The organism is Ureibacillus sinduriensis BLB-1 = JCM 15800 (assembly GCF_000772955.1).
In the GTDB taxonomy this organism is placed as follows: Bacteria; Bacillota; Bacilli; order Bacillales_A; family Planococcaceae; genus Ureibacillus; species Ureibacillus sinduriensis.
This window is the reverse complement of the sequence record NZ_JPVO01000043.1, coordinates 63,434-85,159: the sequence shown is the minus strand read 5'-3', so window position 1 is coordinate 85,159 and position 21,726 is coordinate 63,434. Positions and strand designations below refer to the sequence as shown.

The 21,726-nt window shown below is 39.5% G+C and carries 23 protein-coding genes and 1 other annotated feature; of the genes, 6 read left to right on the top strand and 17 right to left on the bottom strand.

Going from position 1 to position 21,726, the window contains the following annotated elements; all coding sequences use genetic code 11:
- Positions 1 to 94 precede the first annotated feature (94 nt).
- Entirely contained in the window at positions 95 to 634 is a 540-nt protein-coding gene (locus CD33_RS04940; protein ID WP_036198736.1) for a hydrolase, read from the bottom strand.
- A 174-nt stretch (positions 635 to 808) separates the two neighbouring features.
- Between CD33_RS04940 and CD33_RS20125 the strand changes: the two genes are divergently transcribed.
- Positions 809 to 1,285 carry a hypothetical protein gene (locus CD33_RS20125; protein ID WP_036198735.1) on the top strand — a complete coding sequence of 159 codons (477 nt, stop codon included), beginning with the start codon at positions 809 to 811 and terminating at the stop codon, positions 1,283 to 1,285.
- A 33-nt stretch (positions 1,286 to 1,318) separates the two neighbouring features.
- On the opposite strand, the gene pheT is transcribed toward CD33_RS20125, so the two are convergent.
- The 3 genes from pheT to CD33_RS04920 form a co-directional block, all read right to left on the bottom strand.
- Positions 1,319 to 3,724, bottom strand: a complete 2,406-nt coding sequence (gene pheT, locus CD33_RS04930) for a phenylalanine--tRNA ligase subunit beta (protein WP_036198734.1) — start codon at positions 3,722 to 3,724, stop codon at positions 1,319 to 1,321.
- 12 nt (positions 3,725 to 3,736) lie between these two features.
- Complete coding sequence (gene pheS / locus CD33_RS04925) at positions 3,737 to 4,774, bottom strand: phenylalanine--tRNA ligase subunit alpha (RefSeq protein ID WP_036198733.1); 1,038 nt, start codon at positions 4,772 to 4,774, stop codon at positions 3,737 to 3,739.
- 210 nt (positions 4,775 to 4,984) lie between these two features.
- Positions 4,985 to 5,218: a binding site (T-box leader), on the bottom strand.
- A gap of 73 nt (positions 5,219 to 5,291) precedes the next feature.
- Complete coding sequence (locus tag CD33_RS04920) at positions 5,292 to 6,059, bottom strand: TrmH family RNA methyltransferase (RefSeq protein ID WP_036198732.1); 768 nt, start codon at positions 6,057 to 6,059, stop codon at positions 5,292 to 5,294.
- A gap of 294 nt (positions 6,060 to 6,353) precedes the next feature.
- Here CD33_RS04920 and sspI point away from each other — a divergent pair, with 294 nt between their 5' ends.
- Positions 6,354 to 6,563, top strand: coding sequence for a small acid-soluble spore protein SspI (gene sspI, locus CD33_RS04915; protein ID WP_036198730.1), 210 nt, complete (start codon positions 6,354 to 6,356; stop codon positions 6,561 to 6,563).
- Between the two features lie 51 nt (positions 6,564 to 6,614).
- On the opposite strand, the gene CD33_RS04910 is transcribed toward sspI, so the two are convergent.
- Positions 6,615 to 7,067, bottom strand: coding sequence for a MarR family winged helix-turn-helix transcriptional regulator (locus tag CD33_RS04910; protein WP_235863384.1), 453 nt, complete (start codon positions 7,065 to 7,067; stop codon positions 6,615 to 6,617).
- Between the two features lie 93 nt (positions 7,068 to 7,160).
- Between CD33_RS04910 and CD33_RS04905 the strand changes: the two genes are divergently transcribed.
- Positions 7,161 to 7,676: a CarD family transcriptional regulator gene (locus CD33_RS04905; protein WP_036198728.1), complete on the top strand. Its 516-nt coding sequence runs from the start codon at positions 7,161 to 7,163 to the stop codon at positions 7,674 to 7,676.
- 225 nt (positions 7,677 to 7,901) lie between these two features.
- On the opposite strand, the gene argF is transcribed toward CD33_RS04905, so the two are convergent.
- From argF to CD33_RS04890, 3 genes are all read right to left on the bottom strand, one after another.
- Complete coding sequence (gene argF, locus CD33_RS04900) at positions 7,902 to 8,867, bottom strand: ornithine carbamoyltransferase (RefSeq protein WP_036198726.1); 966 nt, start codon at positions 8,865 to 8,867, stop codon at positions 7,902 to 7,904.
- A 325-nt stretch (positions 8,868 to 9,192) separates the two neighbouring features.
- Positions 9,193 to 10,281: a M42 family metallopeptidase gene (locus tag CD33_RS04895; RefSeq protein ID WP_036198725.1), complete on the bottom strand. Its 1,089-nt coding sequence runs from the start codon at positions 10,279 to 10,281 to the stop codon at positions 9,193 to 9,195.
- A 115-nt stretch (positions 10,282 to 10,396) separates the two neighbouring features.
- Complete coding sequence (locus tag CD33_RS04890; RefSeq protein WP_036198723.1) at positions 10,397 to 10,879, bottom strand: dUTP diphosphatase; 483 nt, start codon at positions 10,877 to 10,879, stop codon at positions 10,397 to 10,399.
- 93 nt (positions 10,880 to 10,972) lie between these two features.
- Here CD33_RS04890 and CD33_RS04885 point away from each other — a divergent pair, with 93 nt between their 5' ends.
- Positions 10,973 to 11,371, top strand: a complete 399-nt coding sequence (locus CD33_RS04885; RefSeq protein ID WP_036198721.1) for a hypothetical protein — start codon at positions 10,973 to 10,975, stop codon at positions 11,369 to 11,371.
- A 119-nt stretch (positions 11,372 to 11,490) separates the two neighbouring features.
- On the opposite strand, the gene CD33_RS04880 is transcribed toward CD33_RS04885, so the two are convergent.
- The 5 genes from CD33_RS04880 to infC all read right to left on the bottom strand — a co-directional run bounded on the left by CD33_RS04880 (position 11,491) and on the right by infC (position 13,558).
- A complete protein-coding gene (locus tag CD33_RS04880; RefSeq protein ID WP_036198719.1) occupies positions 11,491 to 11,754 on the bottom strand; it encodes a hypothetical protein in 264 nt (87 codons plus the stop codon).
- Positions 11,755 to 11,869: 115 nt separating this feature from the next.
- Positions 11,870 to 12,139: a DUF1294 domain-containing protein gene (locus CD33_RS04875; protein WP_036198717.1), complete on the bottom strand. Its 270-nt coding sequence runs from the start codon at positions 12,137 to 12,139 to the stop codon at positions 11,870 to 11,872.
- A 261-nt stretch (positions 12,140 to 12,400) separates the two neighbouring features.
- Positions 12,401 to 12,760 (bottom strand): 50S ribosomal protein L20, encoded by a 360-nt coding sequence (gene rplT, locus CD33_RS04870; protein ID WP_036198715.1) that lies wholly within the window; start codon positions 12,758 to 12,760, stop codon positions 12,401 to 12,403.
- Positions 12,761 to 12,820: 60 nt separating this feature from the next.
- Complete coding sequence (gene rpmI, locus CD33_RS04865) at positions 12,821 to 13,021, bottom strand: 50S ribosomal protein L35 (protein WP_036198714.1); 201 nt, start codon at positions 13,019 to 13,021, stop codon at positions 12,821 to 12,823.
- A gap of 33 nt (positions 13,022 to 13,054) precedes the next feature.
- Positions 13,055 to 13,558: a translation initiation factor IF-3 gene (gene infC / locus CD33_RS04860; protein ID WP_036198712.1), complete on the bottom strand. Its 504-nt coding sequence runs from the start codon at positions 13,556 to 13,558 to the stop codon at positions 13,055 to 13,057.
- 608 nt (positions 13,559 to 14,166) lie between these two features.
- Between infC and CD33_RS04855 the strand changes: the two genes are divergently transcribed.
- Positions 14,167 to 15,375 (top strand): glycosyltransferase, encoded by a 1,209-nt coding sequence (locus CD33_RS04855; protein ID WP_052130011.1) that lies wholly within the window; start codon positions 14,167 to 14,169, stop codon positions 15,373 to 15,375.
- Positions 15,359 to 16,090, top strand: coding sequence for an HAD-IIB family hydrolase (locus CD33_RS04850; protein ID WP_036198710.1), 732 nt, complete (start codon positions 15,359 to 15,361; stop codon positions 16,088 to 16,090). Before CD33_RS04855 ends, CD33_RS04850 begins: the two co-directional genes overlap by 17 nt.
- 43 nt (positions 16,091 to 16,133) lie before the next feature.
- Here the strand turns inward: CD33_RS04850 and thrS are convergent, their stop codons facing one another.
- The 4 genes from thrS to nrdR all read right to left on the bottom strand — a co-directional run bounded on the left by thrS (position 16,134) and on the right by nrdR (position 21,354).
- Positions 16,134 to 18,065: a threonine--tRNA ligase gene (thrS, locus tag CD33_RS04845; RefSeq protein ID WP_036198709.1), complete on the bottom strand. Its 1,932-nt coding sequence runs from the start codon at positions 18,063 to 18,065 to the stop codon at positions 16,134 to 16,136.
- A 477-nt stretch (positions 18,066 to 18,542) separates the two neighbouring features.
- On the bottom strand, positions 18,543 to 19,439 hold the full coding sequence (dnaI, locus tag CD33_RS04835) for a primosomal protein DnaI (protein ID WP_235863381.1): 897 nt from the start codon (positions 19,437 to 19,439) through the stop codon (positions 18,543 to 18,545).
- A 40-nt stretch (positions 19,440 to 19,479) separates the two neighbouring features.
- Positions 19,480 to 20,865 carry a replication initiation and membrane attachment family protein gene (locus CD33_RS04830; protein ID WP_036198704.1) on the bottom strand — a complete coding sequence of 462 codons (1,386 nt, stop codon included), beginning with the start codon at positions 20,863 to 20,865 and terminating at the stop codon, positions 19,480 to 19,482.
- An 18-nt stretch (positions 20,866 to 20,883) separates the two neighbouring features.
- Positions 20,884 to 21,354, bottom strand: coding sequence for a transcriptional regulator NrdR (gene nrdR / locus CD33_RS04825; protein WP_036198703.1), 471 nt, complete (start codon positions 21,352 to 21,354; stop codon positions 20,884 to 20,886).
- Positions 21,355 to 21,726 lie beyond the last annotated feature (372 nt).

Sequence of the window (21,726 nt, the reverse complement as noted above, 5' to 3'; positions counted from 1 at the left end):
ACCTGATTCTCTACCCGTCTTATGCAAATAAAAAACCATACCGACCGCCTGTCAATATAAGCGGTCATTGTATGGTTTCACTAAGTCTATTTTATTATTTTACTAGTTTGCTAATTGCTTTGAATTGATCGCCCTTTGCAATTTGCAGCATTTCAAATAAAGCCATTTCAACGGTTGTCACCTTGACACCAAGCTGCATCATTTTTTGGAGGCCAATCTGATGGCTTTTTTCTGTACGAGAAGAAACACAGTCTGCAAGCACTTCAACTTCATATCCATTGTGTATCAGATGTGCCGCTGTTTGATAGACACAAATATGTGTTTCGATTCCTGCAAGCAAGACTTTTTTACGCCCTGTCGCCTCTAATTGTTCAACAAATTCAGGCGTATCATATGCACTGAACGTGATTTTTTCAATCGGCTTTTGATTAGGCAACGACTTTGTAATCTTTTCAACAGTCGGTCCAAGCCCCTTTGGATATTGTTCCAGCCATAATACAGGCAAACCCAATATTTGCGCACCTTCCGCGGATTTTACGATATTGGATATTACAAATTCGCTGTCATGAACAATTTCCGCCAGTCTCCCTTGAATATCGATTAAGACCAATACTGTATCTTCCTTAGTAAGCATCTCCATTTCCCCTTTGTCCAAATATTCTACTTTACTTATTATATATCATTCGTTTAAGATATAAAATTCTCCAAACTTGGCTGTTTCTAAATCTATCCTTTCCCCCTACCCATTTGAAACATAATGGAGGGACATGTATAGTACTATTAGGAATACTAGAAAGGAGGACATTTTTTGATACGATTGAGCTGGCTAATCAGCCTTGGGATCTCGCTTCTCGGCTTCTTGATAATAGGGCACTTCTTTACAATACAACCAGATGAAACCGTCAGTCAGGGAAGTTTGGGCTTTATCGGGATTATATTTGTTTTACCATTTTTGCTGCTAAGTATCTTTATAACTTTTCGATATATTTTAATGTTGACTAGAAGTACAACGGATCCTTTAATAAAGACCTTCTCCATAGTTGGAGGGTTTATAATGATCGGCGTACTCGTGTACTTCTCTTTGGATTATAAAAATGATATTTTAGCTACATTGGATGGGGCGGATGCAGCGGGTGGATATAACCTGCCCAGCCTGAATGAATATACATATACAATCTATTTCAACTTTTATACTTTTGCATTGATTCACGCCTTTGTTGGCATCATCGCTGCAGTGGTTGGAGTAGTGAAGCCGGAAGCGAAAAAAGAAGAGTTGCCCGAGTAATCTCGTGCGACTCTTCTTCATTTTTCATGCTACTTATCTTAATTCTGCACCAGCTTCAGTTAAAGCTTTTAATACCTTGTTGTGTGCACTTACCACTTCTTCATCCGTCAATGTGCGCTCAGGATCGAAGTAAGTTAGGGAGAAGGCAACGGATTTTTTTCCCGCTTCCATTTTATCTCCTTCATATACATCAAACACCTTTACTTCTTTCAACAATTTTGTTCCAGCATTGCGAATGATTTCGATAATTTCACCAGCAGGTTTTGAGCGATCAAGTTCCAGTGCAATATCACGTGTGATTGCCGGGAAGCGTGGAACAGACACGTAAACCAATTCCTCTACTTGTGCCGCCAGTACTGCATTCAAGTTTAATTCCGCAACAAATGTCTCTTTTAGATCATATCTTTTGCGTTCAGTCGGATGCAAGCCACCGATGAGACCAACCTTTTCTCCATCAAGCAGGATGGCAGCTGTTTGGCCAGGGTGAAGTCCATCTACACTTGCTTTTTCAAATGATACTCGATCTGTTAAACCGAGTTTTTCGAACAAGCTTTCTATAATTCCTTTTGCAATGAAGAAATCAACAGACAACTTTTCTCCTTGCCATGCATGATCCACCCACTTACCCGAAACAATCAATGCAAGATGCTCCTCTTCAAACGGAAGCTCTTCTTCTGTTTTTCCAAGGAATACTGAACCAATTTCATAAAGGGCAACAGAATCTGCTTTACGTGCTATGTTATAGCTAGCTGCTTCTACTAAATGCGGAAGCAAGCTTTGACGCAACGTTGAACGTTCCTCACTCATCGGCATCAACAATCTTGTCGTATCTTCTGCTTTTAGGGTAAATTTCTGGGCAAGCTCATCCGATGTTAATGAATAAGTGACAGCCTGTAAAAGTCCGGCACCTTCCATCACGTTACGGGCGATTCGACGTTTTTCCTGGTAAGGAGTTAATCCGCCAATCTGCTCATTGCCTTCCGGTAAGGTCATCGGGATTTCATCATATCCATACAGCCTTGCAATTTCTTCAACAATATCTTCTTCGATTTTAATATCTTGACGGCGTGTTGGCGCATCGATAATTAATAGTCCATTTGCTGCCTCTACATCAAATTGCAGGCGGTTTAAAATCGATAACATTTCTTCCAAGGAAATTTTCATCCCTAGACGGTTATTAATAAAGTCAGGCGATACGACTACGCGTGCAGGCGATTTATCTAAATCATCCACCGCTACAGTCCCTTCCAAAACTTCTCCACCCGCAAGCTCCGCCAAAAGTTGTGCCGCACGTTCTCCTGCTATAAGGACCCGGTTCGGATCCACACCCTTTTCAAAGCGGGCAGATGAATCGGATCGTAAGCCTAATTCTTTGGATGTGCGTCGGACAGAAAAACCATCGAAATAAGCGGCTTCAATGACAACCGTAGTTGTGTCGGTTGTGACCTCCGAGTTCGCCCCACCCATTACTCCGGCAATCGCAACTGGTTCTTGGCCATTTGTAATGACTAGGTTATGGGCTTTCAAAGTACGTTCCTGATCATCCAACGTAACAATTGTCTCGCCTTCTGATGCCAAACGAACAAGGATCTCATTTGTTTTCAGCGCATCATAGTCGAATGCATGCAGTGGTTGGCCATATTCCATCAAAATATAGTTCGTAATATCGACCACATTGTTGTGTGGACGCACTCCCGCAGCCATCAAATATTGCTGGAGCCAAAGTGGCGATTCGGCAATCTTTACATTTTTGACAACCTTTGCTGCGTATAAAGGATTTTCTTTCGCTTCAACGCGAACTTTAATATAATCTTCTGCTTTTTCGGAAATTGTATTGTACGCAATTTCAGGTAGTTTTACTTCTTTAGATAAAATCGCTGCCACTTCATAGGCAACCCCAAGCATTGACAGTGCATCCGAACGATTTGGCGTTAAACCAAGTTCCAAGACAGTGTCACGCAATCCGATTAGTTCCAATGCGTCACTGCCAGGAACCGTGTCTTCAGGCAATACGTAAATGCCTTCAGCATATTTTTTTGGAACAACGCGTCCTTCCACACCCAGTTCTTGCAGCGAACAAATCATGCCGTTAGATTCTTGGCCACGCATTTTCGCTTTTTTTATTTTCACTCCACCTGGAAGACGTGCACCAGGTAAAGCGACGATTACTTTTTGCCCAGCTGCCACATTTGGAGCTCCGCAAATAATTTGACGGATGTCTCCCTCTCCTACTTCCACTTGGCAAACGTTCAATTTATCTGCGTCCGGATGTTTTTCTTTCGAGACCACATGCCCAACCACAACATTTGTCATGCCTTTTGAACGATCAATTACCGCATCTACTTCAATGCCGGAACGTGTAATTTTTTCGGCCAGTTCTTCTGCTGCGATGCCATCTATATCAACATATTGTTTTAACCAATTTAATGAAACCAACATAGTAATACCCCCTTACCTTTCTGTTCTATGGAATTGTGATAAGAAACGACTGTCATTTGTATAGAAATGACGAATATCATCCACTCCGTATTTCAACATAGCGATACGCTCCGCCCCAATACCAAATGCAAAGCCTGAAACTTTCTTCGAATCATAGCCAGCCATTTCCAATACATTCGGGTGGACCATACCCGCACCTAAAATTTCAATCCAGCCTGTATGCTTGCAGACGTTGCAGCCGTTCCCCCCACATTTAAAGCAAGAGATATCCATTTCTACAGAAGGCTCGGTGAATGGGAAGAAACTTGGGCGCAAACGAATTTCACGATCGTCACCGAACATTTTTTTCGCCAAAGCATCGAGTGTTCCTTTCAGATCACTCATGCGAATGTTTTCGCCAATCACAAGCCCTTCAATTTGCATGAATTGGTGTGAATGTGTCGCATCATCATTATCGCGGCGGAATACTTTCCCTGGGCAAATAATACGGATCGGTTCACCTTTTTTAAGCTCCATTGTACGTGCCTGAACCGGTGAAGTGTGCGTCCGTAAAAGTGTTTCTTCCGTAATATAGAACGTATCCTGCATATCGCGGGCCGGGTGACCTTTTGGTAAATTCAATGCTTCGAAATTGTAGTAATCTTTCTCAACCTCAGGACCTTCTGCAATCTCATAGCCCATCGAAACAAATAAATCTTCAATCTCTTCAATAACACGAGTTAAAGGATGGCGATTTCCTTGACGGACTTTACGACCCGGTAAAGTGAGATCGATCGACTCTTTCTCCAATTGCTCATAAATCGCTTGCTCCTCCAGTACAGCCACTTTTTCTTCCAGCTGAGCTGTGACATTTTCCCTCACTGTGTTTACAAGCGCCCCCATTTTCGGACGTTCTTCAGGAGATAATTTCCCCATTCCTTTTAACAAGTCCGTAATCGGCCCTTTCTTTCCTAAATACGCAACACGAACGTCATTTAACTCTTTTAAGTTAGAAGCCGCTTGCAGCTTTGCTAACGCTTCTTGTTCTAATTGCTTTAATTGTTGTTCCACGTGTATACCCTCCTTATTGGAAATCGCTTTGGTTTTTTGGTTTTGTTTAAGTTCTGTTCGTTTACGGGCATTTTTTGTCACTTTACGGGCGCATTGTTACTCTTTATGGGCGAAATCCTCTTGTTTACGAGCGGATTTCACCTATTTATGAGCGAACCGATTCCCATAAACCTCCCACCTTTTTTGAAACACAAAAAACCTCGCCCCTATAAAAGGGACGAGGACTAGTTTCGCGGTACCACCCTAGTTATTGCAGTCAAAAATTGCAATCACTTCATTGACATAACGACTCGATTGGCCGGCATTCCTTTCACAAAACTGCTCCCGGAAGCTGCTTGCGGGGTGAACTTCGATATTTTCGACCATACATAAGCTTTCAGTCTATGGCTTATGCTCCCTGAAAAGTCTTTCACTATCTACTCTTCCCGCTATTAACGCATTTAAATAGTTATTTGATTAATTAATTCTCCATTATTTTACGGCAAAACAGAAAACGTTTCAAGTATTGCAATGTTTTTTATGTTCTTCTAGCGAATTGATACAGTAATATCCCCGTTGCTACAGCTACATTTAAAGATTCAGCTTGTCCCATAATCGGGATAATAACATTTTGATCCGTCTTATCCAATAACTGTGGATGAATGCCGCTTCCTTCATTCCCTACAATCAAAGCAAAACTTCCGGAAGTTTCAACTTCTGTATACACGACCGCCTCTTGTAGGGCAGTTCCGTAGACTTTCACATCACGTTCTTTTAACTCTTCGATCCAGTCGATTAAGTCACCACGAACGATTGGGATATGGAAATGGGAACCTTGAGCAGACCTCAATGTCTTTGGATTGTATGCATCCGCACAGCCTTTCCCCAAAACCACTGCGTCAATACCAGCAGCATCTGCCGTACGGATCATTGTCCCTATATTTCCAGGGTCCTGCACTGCATCGACAAGCAATAATTTTCTCCAGCTCGAAGCAGCATCTGCTCCCTTTTCCGATTGCTTGCAGTGCGCAAAAACGCCTTGGGAGTTTTCCGTTTCCGCTAGTTCCGTCGCAATCGAACCCGTTATTTCTACCATCGCCACATTATCGATATCCCAAAGCAATGGTAAATCCACACCTTCTCGAACGATAATTTGCACGATTTGTTCTTTATTCTTTAGTGCTTCCTCGACTAAATGAAAGCCCTCTACAATAAACTCTCCTGATTTTTCTCTTTCTTTCCTAGTCGTAACAAGCTTTTTCCAATGCTTGACCAACGCATTCTGTGCTGATTCGATTCGTTTCATAATAGTACGTTTACCGCCTTTTCTTATCATTCTATTGCCTAATTTTACATGAAAAGTCGGTCAGTGTAAAAAATGATCTTCAGCTGATGACTATTTCAAACTTAACAGTTCGGTAAAATGTTTGTGATCCCTTCCACGATGGATAGTTGGGAATTTAAGTGGTTATATGCACTTTTTCTAACAATCAATAGAGGTGTCTCGACCAGAGGCACCTCTTTTTTGCATCTTATTCTTTATTTACTATGTATACTTTACGCTTTGTGTAGCAGACTAGTCATTAAGGAGGCGATTGTAGTGAATTTTCAAATTAGACAAGCCATTACATCAAATGTTCAAGGTGATAGTGCTGCAGAATTCCGTGATACGGTAGAGGATGCAATTGAGCGCGGAGACGAGCACTTATTGCCTGGTCTTGGTGTATTTCTAGAAAAATGGTGGAATACATCCTCACCAGATGAACAGCAGCAATTTACTGAAAAACTTTCAAAAGCTTTTCAAAACTAAGGAAATGTCGATAAGGCTGGCTTGATTATCATGTCTTGGCAGCCTTCTACATTAAATTCCCCAATCACTTTTCAATATCGTTTTTAATTGTTCAATGTCTATCTTTTCGGATATTTTCGATTCGATCGTTCTTTTTAGCACAATATATTTATCGACACATATTTGTCCAAGGTTCGTTAATTGAATGCATTTATCGCGGTTATTACTACCTGGTACGACTTCGACCAGCCCCTTTGATTCTAATTTTTTTATAAACTTATGGGCGGCTTGCCGTGATATTTGTACATTTTTGGCAACCATTGATATTGTCGGTTGATTCTTATTCACCTTTGACATAATATACCATTCGGAATTTGAAATGGATATATCGCTCATCTCATTCCATTTTTCTTCTAGCATTCTTCTGATCGTACCGTGCCGCTCACTAATAAGATCAAACAAATCTAATTGTTCCATTTCAACCATTCCTTGTTTCACATTTTCGTCAATAATATACTCAAACATGCATCATTTGTCAACTAAGTTGACATTTTTCCTTTAGTAAAGTATAATAAAGTAGTCAACCTAGTTGACAAAAAAGTACATGGGGGCGAAACAATGTTCAATATTGGAGATACAATTATTTATTCTTCTCATGGATTATGCCAAATAGATGCCATCAGTGAAAAAACTTTTTCTGGTGTGACGAAAACGTACTATGTACTGCATCCGCTCAATAACGAAAAATTAGAAATCAGTACTCCTGTTGATAATAAAACGATTTCAACACTTATGGCTAAAGAAGAAGCTGAAGAAATTTTAAATTTGTTTACACAACCCGGGATTGAATGGATCGAAAAAGGCAATCAACGTAGCCAAGGCTATTCACTGATTGCAAAAAAAGGCGACCGGAAAGAAATAGCCACTGTGGTTAATTCGCTTCTTGTGAAAAAGAATGAGTTGGAAAATGGCGGGAAGAAATTTCCTGAACAGGACCGCAAACTTTTAATATCAATGCAAAGTATCTTATTTTCGGAACTTGCCCTCTCTTTAAATACCACTACAGAGGCAATATCTGATAAAATCGCTCACCTTTTGGATATTGACGAAGAAGTGATCGTTATAAATGAATAGCTACAATATCAACAAGCAGCTTCTTAAAATATCGATTATTTAAGAGCTGTTTTCTTTTTATCCAATACAAAAAAGCAACCCAGCATCTTCCAGGTTACTTTTCCTATGTAGCGATGTCTCATCCCATCATGGACTCCGCATCACCCGAAATCTCCACAGCGAGTCCCCCGTAGCAGATTTCCATATTTACAAGCAAAAATATACCACCCGTATAATTTTCACTTTTTAAGCTAAAATCGAGACCAATACCGCTTTCTGCGCATGAAGTCTATTCTCTGCTTGCTCGAAGATGTATGAGTTCGGACCGTCAATTACGGACGTGGCTACCTCTTCTTCACGGTGTGCGGGCAAGCAGTGTAAAAACATATAGTCAGGTTTGGCATGGGCAACTAATTCATCATTAATCTGATAGCCTTCGAAATCGACCAAGCGTTTCGCAGTCTCTTCTTCTTGACCCATACTAGTCCATACATCCGCATATACCGCATCGGCATCTTTGACAGCAGTGACAGGATCATTTGTTACTGTCACAAGGCTGCCATTTTCTTTTGCAATTTTTTGTGCCATTGCAATGACCGCTTCATTTGGTTCATAACCAGATGGTGTTGCAACAACTACATCCATTCCCACATGAGCTGCTGCTGCAACTAAAGAATGCGCCACGTTATTTCCGTCTCCAACGTAAGCAATTTTCAGCCCTTTCAGCTCCCCTTTATTTTCGGCAATGGTTTCCAAATCCGCTAACGCCTGGCATGGATGGTAGAGATCCGTTAACCCATTGATAACTGGAACAGAAGCGTGCTCAGCCAATTCCTTCACCATTTCATGGGAGTTGGCACGTATCATAATGGCATCAAGATAGCCGGATAAAACATGCCCTGTATCTGAAATCGGTTCACCGCGCCCTATTTGCAAATCACGGGAATGCATAAACATCGCTTTTCCGCCAAGTTGGTTCATGCCCACTTCAAAAGAAATACGAGTACGCGTTGATTGTTTTTCAAAAATCATGCCTAATGTTTTGCCTTCCAGCAGTCTCGGACATTTTCCTGCTTTCGTAATCGTTTTTAGTTGTGTCGCTAATTTGATTAAGTCCTGCACCTCTTCACTAGTATAGTCCAATAATGTCAGCAGGTCCTTCCCTTTAAGGCTTGACACTAATTTAAGCTGTACCTCTTCCAATAATTTCATTTAAGCTTTCGCCCCCAACTTCCAATTGATGTTGAACTCATTATACATATGTATATTTATTTAATCAAGTGTATTTTTATTAAATTTCTATATTTTTATTTTTTTAAATTATACAATTGAATAGTATAATCAAATTGATTTATTAGGCACTTTCCCAATCAATATTCATTTACACTAATAAAAATTCAAATAGATTTTCAAGAACATTAATATATATATGCATATTTCCCTATTTGGACACCGTTATGTTAAAAAGAGGCGAACTTTGCCCTGTCAGCAAATAAAAAAGGAACAGAATTCATTCTGTTCCCCGGATCTTTCATAATTAATCAAAAATAATTTTATTTACTGTTTCACGATCCAATTTTTTCACAAGCTCGACAATTAGTTTTACTGTATTCTCATAATCATCACGGTGTAAAATCGCGGCATGGGAATGGATATAACGTGATGCCACACCAATAGCCATTGCCGGGACACCGTTTGCAGTTAAGTGAATTGAACCGGCATCGGTTCCCCCACCAGGTGTGGAGTCGAATTGATATGGTATATTATTTTCCTCAGCTACATCGACTACAAAATCACGAAGACCTTTATGTCCAACCATTGAAGCATCGAAGATAATAATCTGCGGGCCATCACCTAACTTTGAAGTCGATTCTTTTGGTGTAATCCCCGGTGTGTCACCCGCGACTCCTACATCAACTGCAAAACCGATATCCGGTTGGATCTTGAATGTCGCCGTTTTTGCACCACGAAGACCAACTTCTTCTTGGACATTCCCCACCCCATAGACAATATTTGGATGTTTTGTATCCTTCAAAGCTTTTAGGACATCGATGGCGATCGCACAGCCGATACGGTTATCCCATGCTTTTGCCAAGAGCATTTTTTCATTTTTCATCACATTAAATTCGAAGTAAGGAGTAATCATGTCACCAGGGCGAATTCCCCATTCCGCGACTTCTTCTTTTGAACTAGCTCCGATGTCGATGAATAATTCCTTCATATCCACAACTTTTTTGCGTTGATCGGCTGGGAGGATATGAGGTGGTTTTGAACCGATAACTCCAATGATTTCTTCACCTGAACGAGTAGTGATCGTTACACGTTGCGAAAGCATCACATGGCTCCACCAGCCACCAACTGTTTGGAACTTTACGAATCCTTTTTCATCGATTTGCGAGACCATGAATCCAATTTCGTCTAAGTGGCCGGCAATCATGATTTTTGGCCCGTTTTCGTCGCCAACCTTTTTGGCGATTAAACTACCTAAATTATCCTGTTCAATTTCATCTGCAAAAGGCTCAATATACTTGCGCATCACCGCACGCGGAGCTCTTTCATTGCCTGGTATACCATTTGCATCAGTTAGTTCTTTTAACATTTTCAATGTATCATCTAATTGCACCATCATTTTCCCTCCTAAATAGGTTCTTCCTAATTATACCGCTATTATTTCGGTTATTGAAATAATTTTCGCTCTTTTCTACTTTTTCATTTCACTAAGTACGTCGTGATAAAATCTCTTAGTAGCCATTTCTTTGGCGTTCATAGTTTTTTTCATTTTTTGCAAAGTATGCTTGAATAATATCATCTAATGTAAAGTCTAAATTGAAAGCCAATACCCCATAATATTGCCAAACATCACGATAAGTATTCGCGGAAGGATTTTGGATAAATGTTAAAATTGCTTCTTGTGTTTGCAAAAACCAATCTGTTAAATCCACTTTATTTTTCACTTCCGGCCACTCCTCCAAAGACAAGCCCTTGGCATTTCCTAGTGAAAGTAAAAAGTGAATCGAATCCACGAACTCCTCCAGTATCACTTCACGCTCGGAAGGACCTTTTGTACTCCAAAATTTGAAGCATCTTGTTTCGTTTGCCAACTCTGCCAATTCAATCATTAATGCAAGTCCTTTTTCTTTAAATACATCACGGTTGATATTTTGCGTTTTTTCGATAAAAACGTCCAATTCTCTTTGCATCTCGAATAGTTCTAAAAATTTCATAAAAAAATCCCTCAATTTCTAAATAAAAGTGAAACTTAATGTCCCCCTTAATCGTAAAGGAATCTACAATGTATTTACAAGGGGGAACTTAACTTGGCTCTTCTACTTTTCCGTTTGCTAATTATCGTATTAGTCGTTTACATATTTTACAAGGGTGTCCGTTACCTCACAGACCCTAAGCGGAAGCTAGATGAAGCATTCGAAAAAGGGGAATATTATTTTTATGATGATGTGAAAAATGTTCGTAAAAACTTTTTTATTTCTTATAAAGGTGCCATTTTCGAAGGTGAGAAATATTTAGGTACTACGGAAAATGCTTTTGAAGTAGTATCTATTTTCGTTTGGGTCCATGATACGATGAAGCTTCAAGGATTAACTAAAGATGATTTTTACTATTTGGAGAATGAAATAAAAATGAGTTATCCTTTGGCCAATATCAACTGGAAAAACCCGATTGAACAACTGATGAAGGACCAAATGAACTCGAATTAATTTTTTTCATACTGAAAAGCTTAGCAACACACATCGTATAAAGACTAACTTGTACAGGAAATAAGATTGTCGAACATTACCTGAATTATGTATGTTCGACAATCCTTTTTTGAAGAAAACTATAAACTTCGAGTAGATTCTTCCATCAATTTCGCTAGTTCCTCTTCTATTAATTCACATTCAAACGTTCGTACAAAGGTTTTGCATACTTCACTTTTTTCATCCAAATTGCATTCATTCGACCATACATCATCTTTTCTATCAAGCATGTCTTTTATTTTATCTGTTGCAAATGGCAAAAATGGCTGCAAAATTAGCGCAAGATTTTGAATGATCAACACACATGTGCTTATTGTTCGTTTGCGCTGTTCCCTTTCTTCCACAATTTAAAGCCATGGCTTATCCACCAATGATGCACACAATCTTCAAGCGTGTTATTTCCTTTTCACAATAAAAAAAGCCGTTCATCCTAATATGAACCGGCAGTTTTATATGAATCTAGAATATGTTAAAAATTCTTACGACAACGAAAATCTGAAGGGCTGCAATGATCGGAAAACCAAATGCGAAGGAGTTATGTTTGGTTTTGTGGCGGAATAAATACATTCCTAACACACCTCCACAAGCCCCTCCAAGGATAGCCAGGGTAAATAAAGATTTTTCAGAAATGCGCCATTCGTGCTTTCTTGCCCGTGATTTATCGATATACATAAAAACGCAGAGCACGACTGACATTACGCCAACATATGTTAAAAATGCTAATTCCATAGAAAATGCCTTCTTTCTATAGTAGAAAACACGATTTTCAAAAAATCGCTGTCCAATTTCGTATTAATTAAAACCCATTTTTAAATAAAAAGGCTGATAGGAAGTCCTACCAGCCTTTTTATTTATATGTTCACTTTACATCTGATTATGTAAATGTGATGTTGTACTTTTTGCACCTGTCGCTAAGCTTTCGGTGCAGAATTTAACTTTGCAACTTCCGCTATGCTTTCGGTGCACACCCACAAAATTGTGGAAAGTTAATTATTTCGCTACAGCTGCTTTAGCTGCATCTGCTAATTGAGCAAATGCTTGAGCGTCAGTTACAGCAAGATCAGCCAACATTTTACGGTTAACTTCGATTCCTGCTACTTTTAAACCGTGCATTAAACGGCTGTAAGAAAGACCATTTAAACGTGCAGCTGCATTGATACGAGTGATCCATAATTTACGGAAATCACGTTTCTTTTGACGACGGTCACGATATGCATATTGACCTGACTTCATTACTGCTTGGTTAGCAACTTTGTATAATGTATGTTTTGAACCATAATAACCTTTTGCTAATTTTAAAACCTTTTTACGACGCTTGCGCGTTACTGTTCCGCCTTTTACGCGTGGCATACTAATTACCTCCTGCTAATTCTTTCGAATGTTTAATTTACGTTCATTTATACATAAAAATTATTTCATGTAAGTTAATAAAGATTTGATGCGTTTGAAATCCCCAGATGAAGCAACTTTCGCTTTACGTAGGTGACGTTTTGCTTTTGTAGATTTGTTTGCGAATAAGTGACTTCCGTACGCACGGTCAAATTTCAATTTTCCTTTGCCCGTTTTTTTGAAACGCTTCGCAGCGCCACGGTGAGTTTTCATTTTTGGCATTTCGAATTTCCTCCTAAACTATTCAAGGGTTTACTATTTCTCGTTCTTTGGTTGAAGAACTAAGAACATGCTTCTGCCTTCCATCTTCGGTTTTTGTTCAACCGTTGCGACTTCGGTACAAGCTTCAGCAAAGCGATCTAGAACGCGTTGACCAATTTCCTTGTGAGTAATGGCACGACCTTTAAAACGTATAGAACATTTTACTTTGTCGCCCTTTTCCAGGAATTTAATGGCATTACGCAATTTCGTTTGGAAATCATGTTCATCAATTGTAGGGCTTAAACGTACTTCCTTCATATTGATAACTTTTGAATTTTTACGAATTTCACGATCTTTCTTTTGCTGTTCAAACTTAAACTTACCATAGTCCATAATACGTGCGACTGGTGGCTTAGCTTGAGGGGCCACAAGGACAAGATCCAAGTTTACACGAGCGGCGATTTCTAACGCTTCGTTACGAGATTTAACTCCTAGCTGATCACCATTATGATCGATTAGACGAAGTTCACGCGCGCGAATACCTTCGTTTACATACATGTCTTTGCTAATACGAATCCACCTCCAGGTTTGTGTCGGGAATACATGAGTTAAGAGCAAATATGCCCGGTTGAACGGTACACTTCCTAAGTATGTCCATAAAAAAAGGACGGACATTTCTGAAGAAGATGTCCGCCCGCTATATATTCATACGCTCATTAGTCAGCGCAAAAAAATTCAACGTGTCAATACCTGTTAACTGCAATAGCGTCATTCAGGTGAGAAGCGGGCAGCCTCTACTTTAACTATAAAATGTATTCATAACCATATCTATGATAACAATCATTCACCTTAAAGTCAAGAGATTTTAAGATCTTGCTTTAAAAGAGTTGTCATTGATATTTAGCAACAATTTATTTAAACACATTTTATTTTAAAAAGCAACTAGTATTCATTTTTTTATTTATCATCGTTCTATGGGTTTTAAGATTTTGTAAATTTCTAATTTAATTTGTCAAAAAATGTTTAACGAAACGTTTGAAGGGAAGAAAATTTACAACCTCTCTTCTCTTTTTATGAAAAGGATGGATGGACATAGGGGAGCGTTTCAAAGTAACTTTGAAAATTCAAATTCATCAAATGACAACAAAACGGAGGTAGGTATGAGTATGCTTCAAAAAAAAGTACTATTTATCTCGGATCATGGTGATCCCTTAGCTCCACTCGGCAGCAAGCAGGCGGGTGGCCAAAATAATTACGTTCGTCAATTGGCATTATCTTTGGAAGATATGGGATATGCAGTAGATGTGGTAACACATTGGTGCCTGGAAAATGCTCCCCAAATCGAACAATTCGGGAAAAATAGCCGGGTTATCCGATTAGCTGCAGGAAAAAAAGGATATGTCGATAAAAATGAATTGTTTAATCTGCTACCCAGCTTTTATAAAGAAATGAAAAACAAGATTGATATATCGGAGTACGAGCTGCTCCATACCCATTATTGGTTATCAGGTGTCATTGGCTTACAAGTGAAAAAAGAGTTTGGCTTGCCTTGGTTCCACACGAATCACTCTTTAGGAATTGCAAAGCAATTAGGCACAGGAGTGAAGGACAATAGACGCCTTTATTATGAGGACAAGATCCTGTCAGAGGTAGATCAAATTATCGCCACAACCCCAAATGAAAAACAATTGATTCTTGAGACCGTTGAATCACCCGCAACTATTCATATTGTACCAATAGGTGTTTCAGATACTTACCACAGCTTATATAAAAGACCTTTTGAGTTCGGAAACTATTTCCTGTTTGTAGGACGTTTGGAAGAATCAAAAGGGATTTTTGTATTAATTCAATCATTCCGTGAACTGGTTGAGAAAAAGAAAATTCCTAAGAACATAAAACTGCTTATTGCAGGCGGTACAGCACAAAGTGTGAATGTAAATAAATTCTATCCAAACGACCCTAAAATGAGGCAAGAAATCAAAGGACTGGAAGATCGAATCAAATTTTTGGGCCCACGCAACGAAGATGAACTTGCAGATCTTTTCAAAAATGCAGTGGCAACCGTAGTCCCATCCTATTACGAATCATTCGGTATGGTGGCTGCTGAAGCACAGGCATGCGGATGCCCTGTCATTGCTTCGGAAGTGGGAGGTTTAAAGGATATTGTCATCCCTGGCAAAACAGGGTTGCATGTCACTAAAGGCAATATTGCGAAATTAACGGAATCGATGTACCAATTGCTTTCTAGACCGCAATTTGTAAAAGAATTGAAAAACAATGCCCGTAAATTCGCACAAAGAGAATTTAAATGGCAACAAATCGCCAAAAAGATTAATCACCTTTATGAGGAGACAATTTATGAAACTGCTAGGTAACGAAATATTAGCAACAGATCTAGATAATACATTAGTCGGACACAAGGAAAAGTCCGAACAACTATGGTCATACTTCAAAGAACACAAAATACCTATCTCTTTAATCTATCTAACAGGGAGACATTATTCATCGGCCCTGGAACTAATCGAGGAACAGCAACTGCCGAAACCTGATATTTTAATCTGTGATGTGGGAGCTTCAATGTACATCGGCCCTGAATTGAAAGAAGATGAGCAGTGGCGTTTGATTACATCAGCCGACTGGAATCCAGATCTCATTTTAAGTGTCACAAAGCAGTACGATAAATTACAACGCCAACCGTTGCCAAACGACTATCGATTATCATTTACTATTCCGGACGATCCAGGGTATGTTAAGGAAGTTGAAGAAATGCTGAAACTCTACTGTATAGCTTTCTATTTAATGTATAGCTCGAACAGGGATGTCGACATTTTACCTTCTCATACGAATAAGGGGGAAGCCTTAAAATATGCACTGCAAAAGTTTGCACCCGAACATTTCAGAATACTGGTGGCTGGGGATTCCGGAAACGATGTTGACATGTTGAGATTAGGATTGCCTTCAGTGATTGTCGGCAACTGCCAAGATGAAATCAAACGTTATCGATATTTGCCGAATGTATATTTTGCAAAAGATACATTCGCTTCCGGTATACAAGAAGGCTGGAGCTACTTTTATCAATCGGCTTATTAAAAAAGCTTGGATGAAAATCACTTTTCATCCAAGTTTTTAATTTTTATTTATTTGCTTCTGCTTTTATCATTTCCAAGAAGCTATCCAAAGAGATAGTTTCTGAATCTTTTGAGCCGTAACGACGGATGTTCACATCCCCAGCTTCCATTTCTTTATCCCCTAATACAAGCATGTAAGGGATTTTCTTCATTTGCGCTTCACGGATTTTATAGCCCAGTTTTTCTTCGCGATAATCCATTTCCACACGAATTCCTGCTGCCACTAGTTTTTCTTCCACTTGTTTTGCATAATCGAAGTGAACTTCGTTTGATACAGGGATGATTTCAACTTGTACCGGTGCCAACCAAGTCGGGAATGCCCCTTTGTATTCTTCAATCAAGAAGGCAATGAAGCGTTCCATTGTTGAAACGACACCACGGTGAATCACAACAGGTCTATGTGGTTTTCCGTCTTCGCCTACATACGATAAATCAAAACGTTCCGGCAGCAAGAAGTCAAGTTGAACTGTAGATAAAGTCTCTTCCTTACCGATTGCCGTTTTTACTTGAACATCCAATTTCGGACCATAGAATGCTGCTTCGCCCTCTGCTTCGAAATAATCCAAGCCCAGGTCATCCATCGCTTCTTTCAGCATGCTTTGGGCTTTTTCCCACATAGCATCATCATCGAAGTATTTCTCTGTATCTTGAGGATCACGGTATGAAAGACGGAATTTATAGTCTGTTAACTCGAAATCTTTGTAAACATCCAATACCAATTCCACTGTACGTTTAAATTCTTCCTTGATTTGGTCAGGACGAACGAAGATATGTGCATCATTCAGAGTCATGCCTCGAACACGTTGTAAACCAGATAAACCACCGGAAGATTCATAACGGTGCATTGTGCCAAGCTCTGCGATACGAATCGGCAGCTCACGGTAAGAGTGCATGCTGCTAGCATAAACCATCATATGGTGTGGACAGTTCATTGGGCGAAGAACCAATGTTTCGTTATCCATTTCCATTGGCGGGAACATATCTTCTTGGTAGTGTTCCCAGTGCCCTGAAGTCTCGTATAAACGTTTTGAGCCAAGCACAGGTGTGTAAACATGTTTGTAGCCTAAGCGCAATTCTTTATCGACAATATAGCGCTCAACCGTACGACGGATTGTTGCACCATTTGGCAACCAAAGCGGCAACCCTTGGCCAACAGTTTGCGAAAGTGTGAATAATTCCAGTTCTTTTCCGATTTTGCGGTGATCGCGCTCTTTAGCTTCTTCAAGCATTTGAAGATGATGTTTTAAATCATCTTTAGTAAAGAAGGCTGTCCCATAAATACGTTGCAGCATTTTATTGTCGGAGTTTCCTCTCCAATAAGCACCTGCTAAAGAAAGCAATTTAAATTCTTTCAGTTTACCTGTTGATGGCACGTGGATCCCTCGGCAAAGGTCGAAGAAGTCGCCTTGGTAATAAATTGAAACTTGCTCATCCGCCGGGATGGCTTCTAGAAGCTCCAATTTATATTCATCGTTAATTTCTTCATAGATTTTTTGAGCGTCATCTCTTGAAACGTCTCTACGCTCAATTTCAATATTTTCAGCAATAATTTTTTTCATTTCTTTTTCGATTTTTGGGAAATCGTCAGCCGAAATCGGTTCCGATGCATCCACATCATAGTAGAAACCACCTTCAATTACCGGGCCGATACCCAATTTAATGCCAGGGTATAAACGTTTTAAAGCTTGCGCAGTTAAGTGCGCTGTGGAGTGACGAAGGATTTCCAACGCTTCCTCTGATTTTGGTGTAATGATTTCAATGTTGCCATTTTCTTCAATCGGTGTTTTCAAATCGATTAGCGTACCGTTCAATTTACCCGCCAATGCTTGTTTTTTTAGTCCAGGGCTGATTGATCCTGCAACATCGGCAGTTGAAATGCCACGCTCAAATTCTTTGATGGCACCGTCCGGGAAAGTTAATTGAATGATTTCTGACATGTGTATTACTCCTTTTCCAAAAATATTCTTATGCATTTGAACAAGCCTTTATTTTATTGATTGGCTGCGGCGTCTAGATTCTCGATTCACTCCATCTTTCCAAGAGGCAAAAGTCCCTATGGAGTGAATCTCTGTTTCCATCAACAGCAAGCTTTTCCCAATAAAAAAAGCGCCATCCCTATGAAAGGGACGACGCGTATGCTCGTGGTTCCACCCTTCTTCCTTCCGATAACATGTTATCAGACGAAGCTCAAGGTCGGTTAACGTACCGAATAACGTCAGCGGATTGTCCCCGCCGATGCTCAAAGGTAGTAAAGCAAGTGTTCGTACTCGGAAGCTTCCAGCCAAGGCTTCCTTCTCTTATAGAGTCGGTTACACAAACTTGTTGTCCTTATCAAAGCATTTAAATATTGATTAATTACAATGTAGTATACGCTCGAACTTTTAAAATTGCAACATTCAATTCAATTTTTTTATTTAAAGCCTGCGATTTGTACCTTCCAGTTGAATCGGGGCAGTAGTTGCCTTAATACGTTCCATAATCCGGGCGGCCTTCACAACCTCAACGCCGCCTTTTTGCGAATTGGCCAAGTGATTTTCCAAACCGTCATAATCGAAATTGGAAGTAATAAATGTCGGTAGTTCTTCCGCCATCCGATAGTGTAGAATTGTTCCCAAGATTTCATCGCGGGTCCAAGTGGACAACGTCTCGGCACCAAGATCATCCAGCATTAAAACCGGCGCTTTTTTTACAAAATCAACTTTTTCCTGAAGCGAGTTATCAGAAATTGCTTGCTTCATTTCACTTAAAAATTCAGGGACAAATACAACAACCGAGCGGATTTTTAAACTAGCCAGTTCATTCGCAATTGCACCAAGCACAAAGGATTTCCCTACACCGAATGGACCATAGATAAATAGACCCTTTGAAGGCAATTTACCTGTTTCTTTCACTCTTTGAATGAATTTCGTGGCTAATTCCGCTACATCCATTTGCGAATCATTATTCAGTAAATCTTTCACTCTAGCTCTTAAAACATCTTTTGGCATGTACATGCTTGAGATCATCTTCGCCGATTCGCGTCTTTCTTCCTCGATCAGTTTTTGTTCACATTTATAGTATTCAATTTCAATGGAATTGCGAATAATTGAAAGCTTTGGAACAAATCCATTCAAGTTGTTTGTGCAGTGATCGGTGTTATCGCAGCCGCAGCAAGAATGGCTTTGGGAAATATACTCATGTAATGTTGTCAAGCTCCGCTCAACCATCTCTTTATTGACAAGCGTGTCGTTTTCTTCCAAAAACTTTTGCACTTGTGCATTTTCCAAAATTTCTCGTCTCATTTTTTCATACCGTTCTTGAAAAGATGGCATATTTATCACTCTATTCAGCGCTTTATTTATAGGTTCGATTTTAATTCACCTCTCCATCTGATTGACCCAACGCTTCCAAAATCTTTTTACGTCGTTCCTCGGTTGACTTCTGTTTTTCAATATCGGGCTGTTGCTTCGCTTCGTCTTGTTTATTGCGTTTATAAAACCACTCAGGGATTATTTCTTTACTCTGTCTCGCTTGGTTTTTATAGCCCGTGTTATTTCGTTTAGTTCCTTGTGCCTTATTGTCGTTTTCATTTTTCCACTTTGTATACTGATCTCTTTCAGTTCGTGCCAAATCCATTGCTTCTTTGGCAGTTTTCAAATTTTTCCTCATCCAATGATCGGCAATTCTTTCCACATATTTACGTGGGAGTTTCATATCTGTTGTGAGCATGACATATTCCAAAAGAACATTTACTACACCTATCGGCATTCCATGCTTCATTATTAAATCTTCAGCAAGTTCAACCGATGATGGCAATGGCTCTTTTCCGTTATTTATATCTTTCAACACTTGAAGGGGTGGCGTTGTTTCAAGATAAATCTGAAGTTCCTGCTCTTTGGTTGCCTTACTGGCAGTTTGAGGCTGTTCGCTTTGGACAAAGGTTTTTTCCATTTTTGGAGCATCCTTGGAAACCGTCAACTTATAATAATCCGCGGCCGCTTTTTTTAATCGGTCGTTCGAAATCTGCATGTTATCATCCAGCGCCAAAATAACAACCTTTTGCATATCCAAAGGAGACAGGTGATAAAGAAAGGCAAGCTTTGCTATAATTTCCTTCACTTCAGCTGTAATACTGCTTGAAGGAATCAAGTTTTCCGATAACCCTGACAGCAGCAAATTAAAATCAAACTGTTCGAAATAAAATGGGTAATCCTGTTTCCTTCCTTCGTTCATCTCCGCAAAATCCTTCGGTACATTCATATGTACTGGTTTATACACATCAATAAATGAACGGGAAACCTCTTTAAACGTGTCTTTATTGATCGTTTTCGTAAAACGTCTTCGTAATTTCCGGTATGCTTGCTCACCAATCTTCGAGAATAAGAACATCGATAGCAAAGGATCTTGAAAAAATGCCGCTGCTTCTAGCGGACGGATTAATTCATAAATAAACCGGCGACTATCCTCTTCATCCTTTCGCCATGTTCGAAGTAAACCAATTGCCTCTAGGGCAATTCGTGCCTCAAAAATCTTCCCGATCGGCATACTCAAAACGTTCATTAAATAGTAATGGGTCATAGAATGATTATGTAAATCTTCCCCTTCAGCCCAAAGAGTTAAGTATAAACTGATTGGTTCGGGGCCTGTTAAGGGTTGATAGAACAATGTTAGCAATTGGCGTTCATTTGTTGAAAGAAAATGAGGGAGACTTATTTCAAAATGATCCGTAGGCTGCACTTCTTTATACAAATGAACCATTTAATTCCCTCCAAAACTTTATTTTTTCATATCCGATTGACGTTGAAGCAGTTCCTTCATTTCTGCAATAAACACATTGATATCTTTGAATTGCCGATAAACGGAAGCGAAACGAACATAGGCCACTTCATCTTCTTTTGCCAATAAGTTCATAACTTTTTCTCCGACATCGTCAGAACGCACTTCCGAGTTGCCAATTCTTCTTAAATCTTTTTCCACGGACAGAGCAATTCCTTCCAAAGTGTCCAAAGATACTGGGCGCTTTTCACATGCACGAATCAGTCCACGCAACACTTTTTCCCGGCTGAATTCTTCCCTCGAACCATCCTTTTTAACAACGATCAAAGGCGTTTCTTCAATCTTTTCAAATGTAGTAAAACGAACACCACAGGACTCACATTCCCGTCGGCGTCGAATTTCTTTATTATCATCAACAGGTCTTGAATCCACAACACGTGTTCCATTATATTGACAAGCTGGACATCTCATAGTATTTCTCCCGTCTCACTCTTTTTAGACAAATAAGATAGAATGCAACATTCTTATCCGTATAAATCCAACTAAAGCTGATCGCCAAAAGCTAGGGGCGAAAAACCAAGTTCTTTGATACTCTCATTATAACAAATCTTATTTATATAGAAAAATAGCAGTTATTTTGTGTTCGTAATAGTAAATTCTAATATATTTTGCAATAGAAAACACTTATTTTTAAACTTTTTCTTCTCAAAATGTCTGTGAGACTGCTCCCTATTGCGTTGAATGCTCATGACGATTATCTCTTGCGCCTCCAAAAGACAAACCCCGGGACAATCAAAACTTCACTGCGTGTTCCATTTGTGTAAATATAATAAAACGTTACAT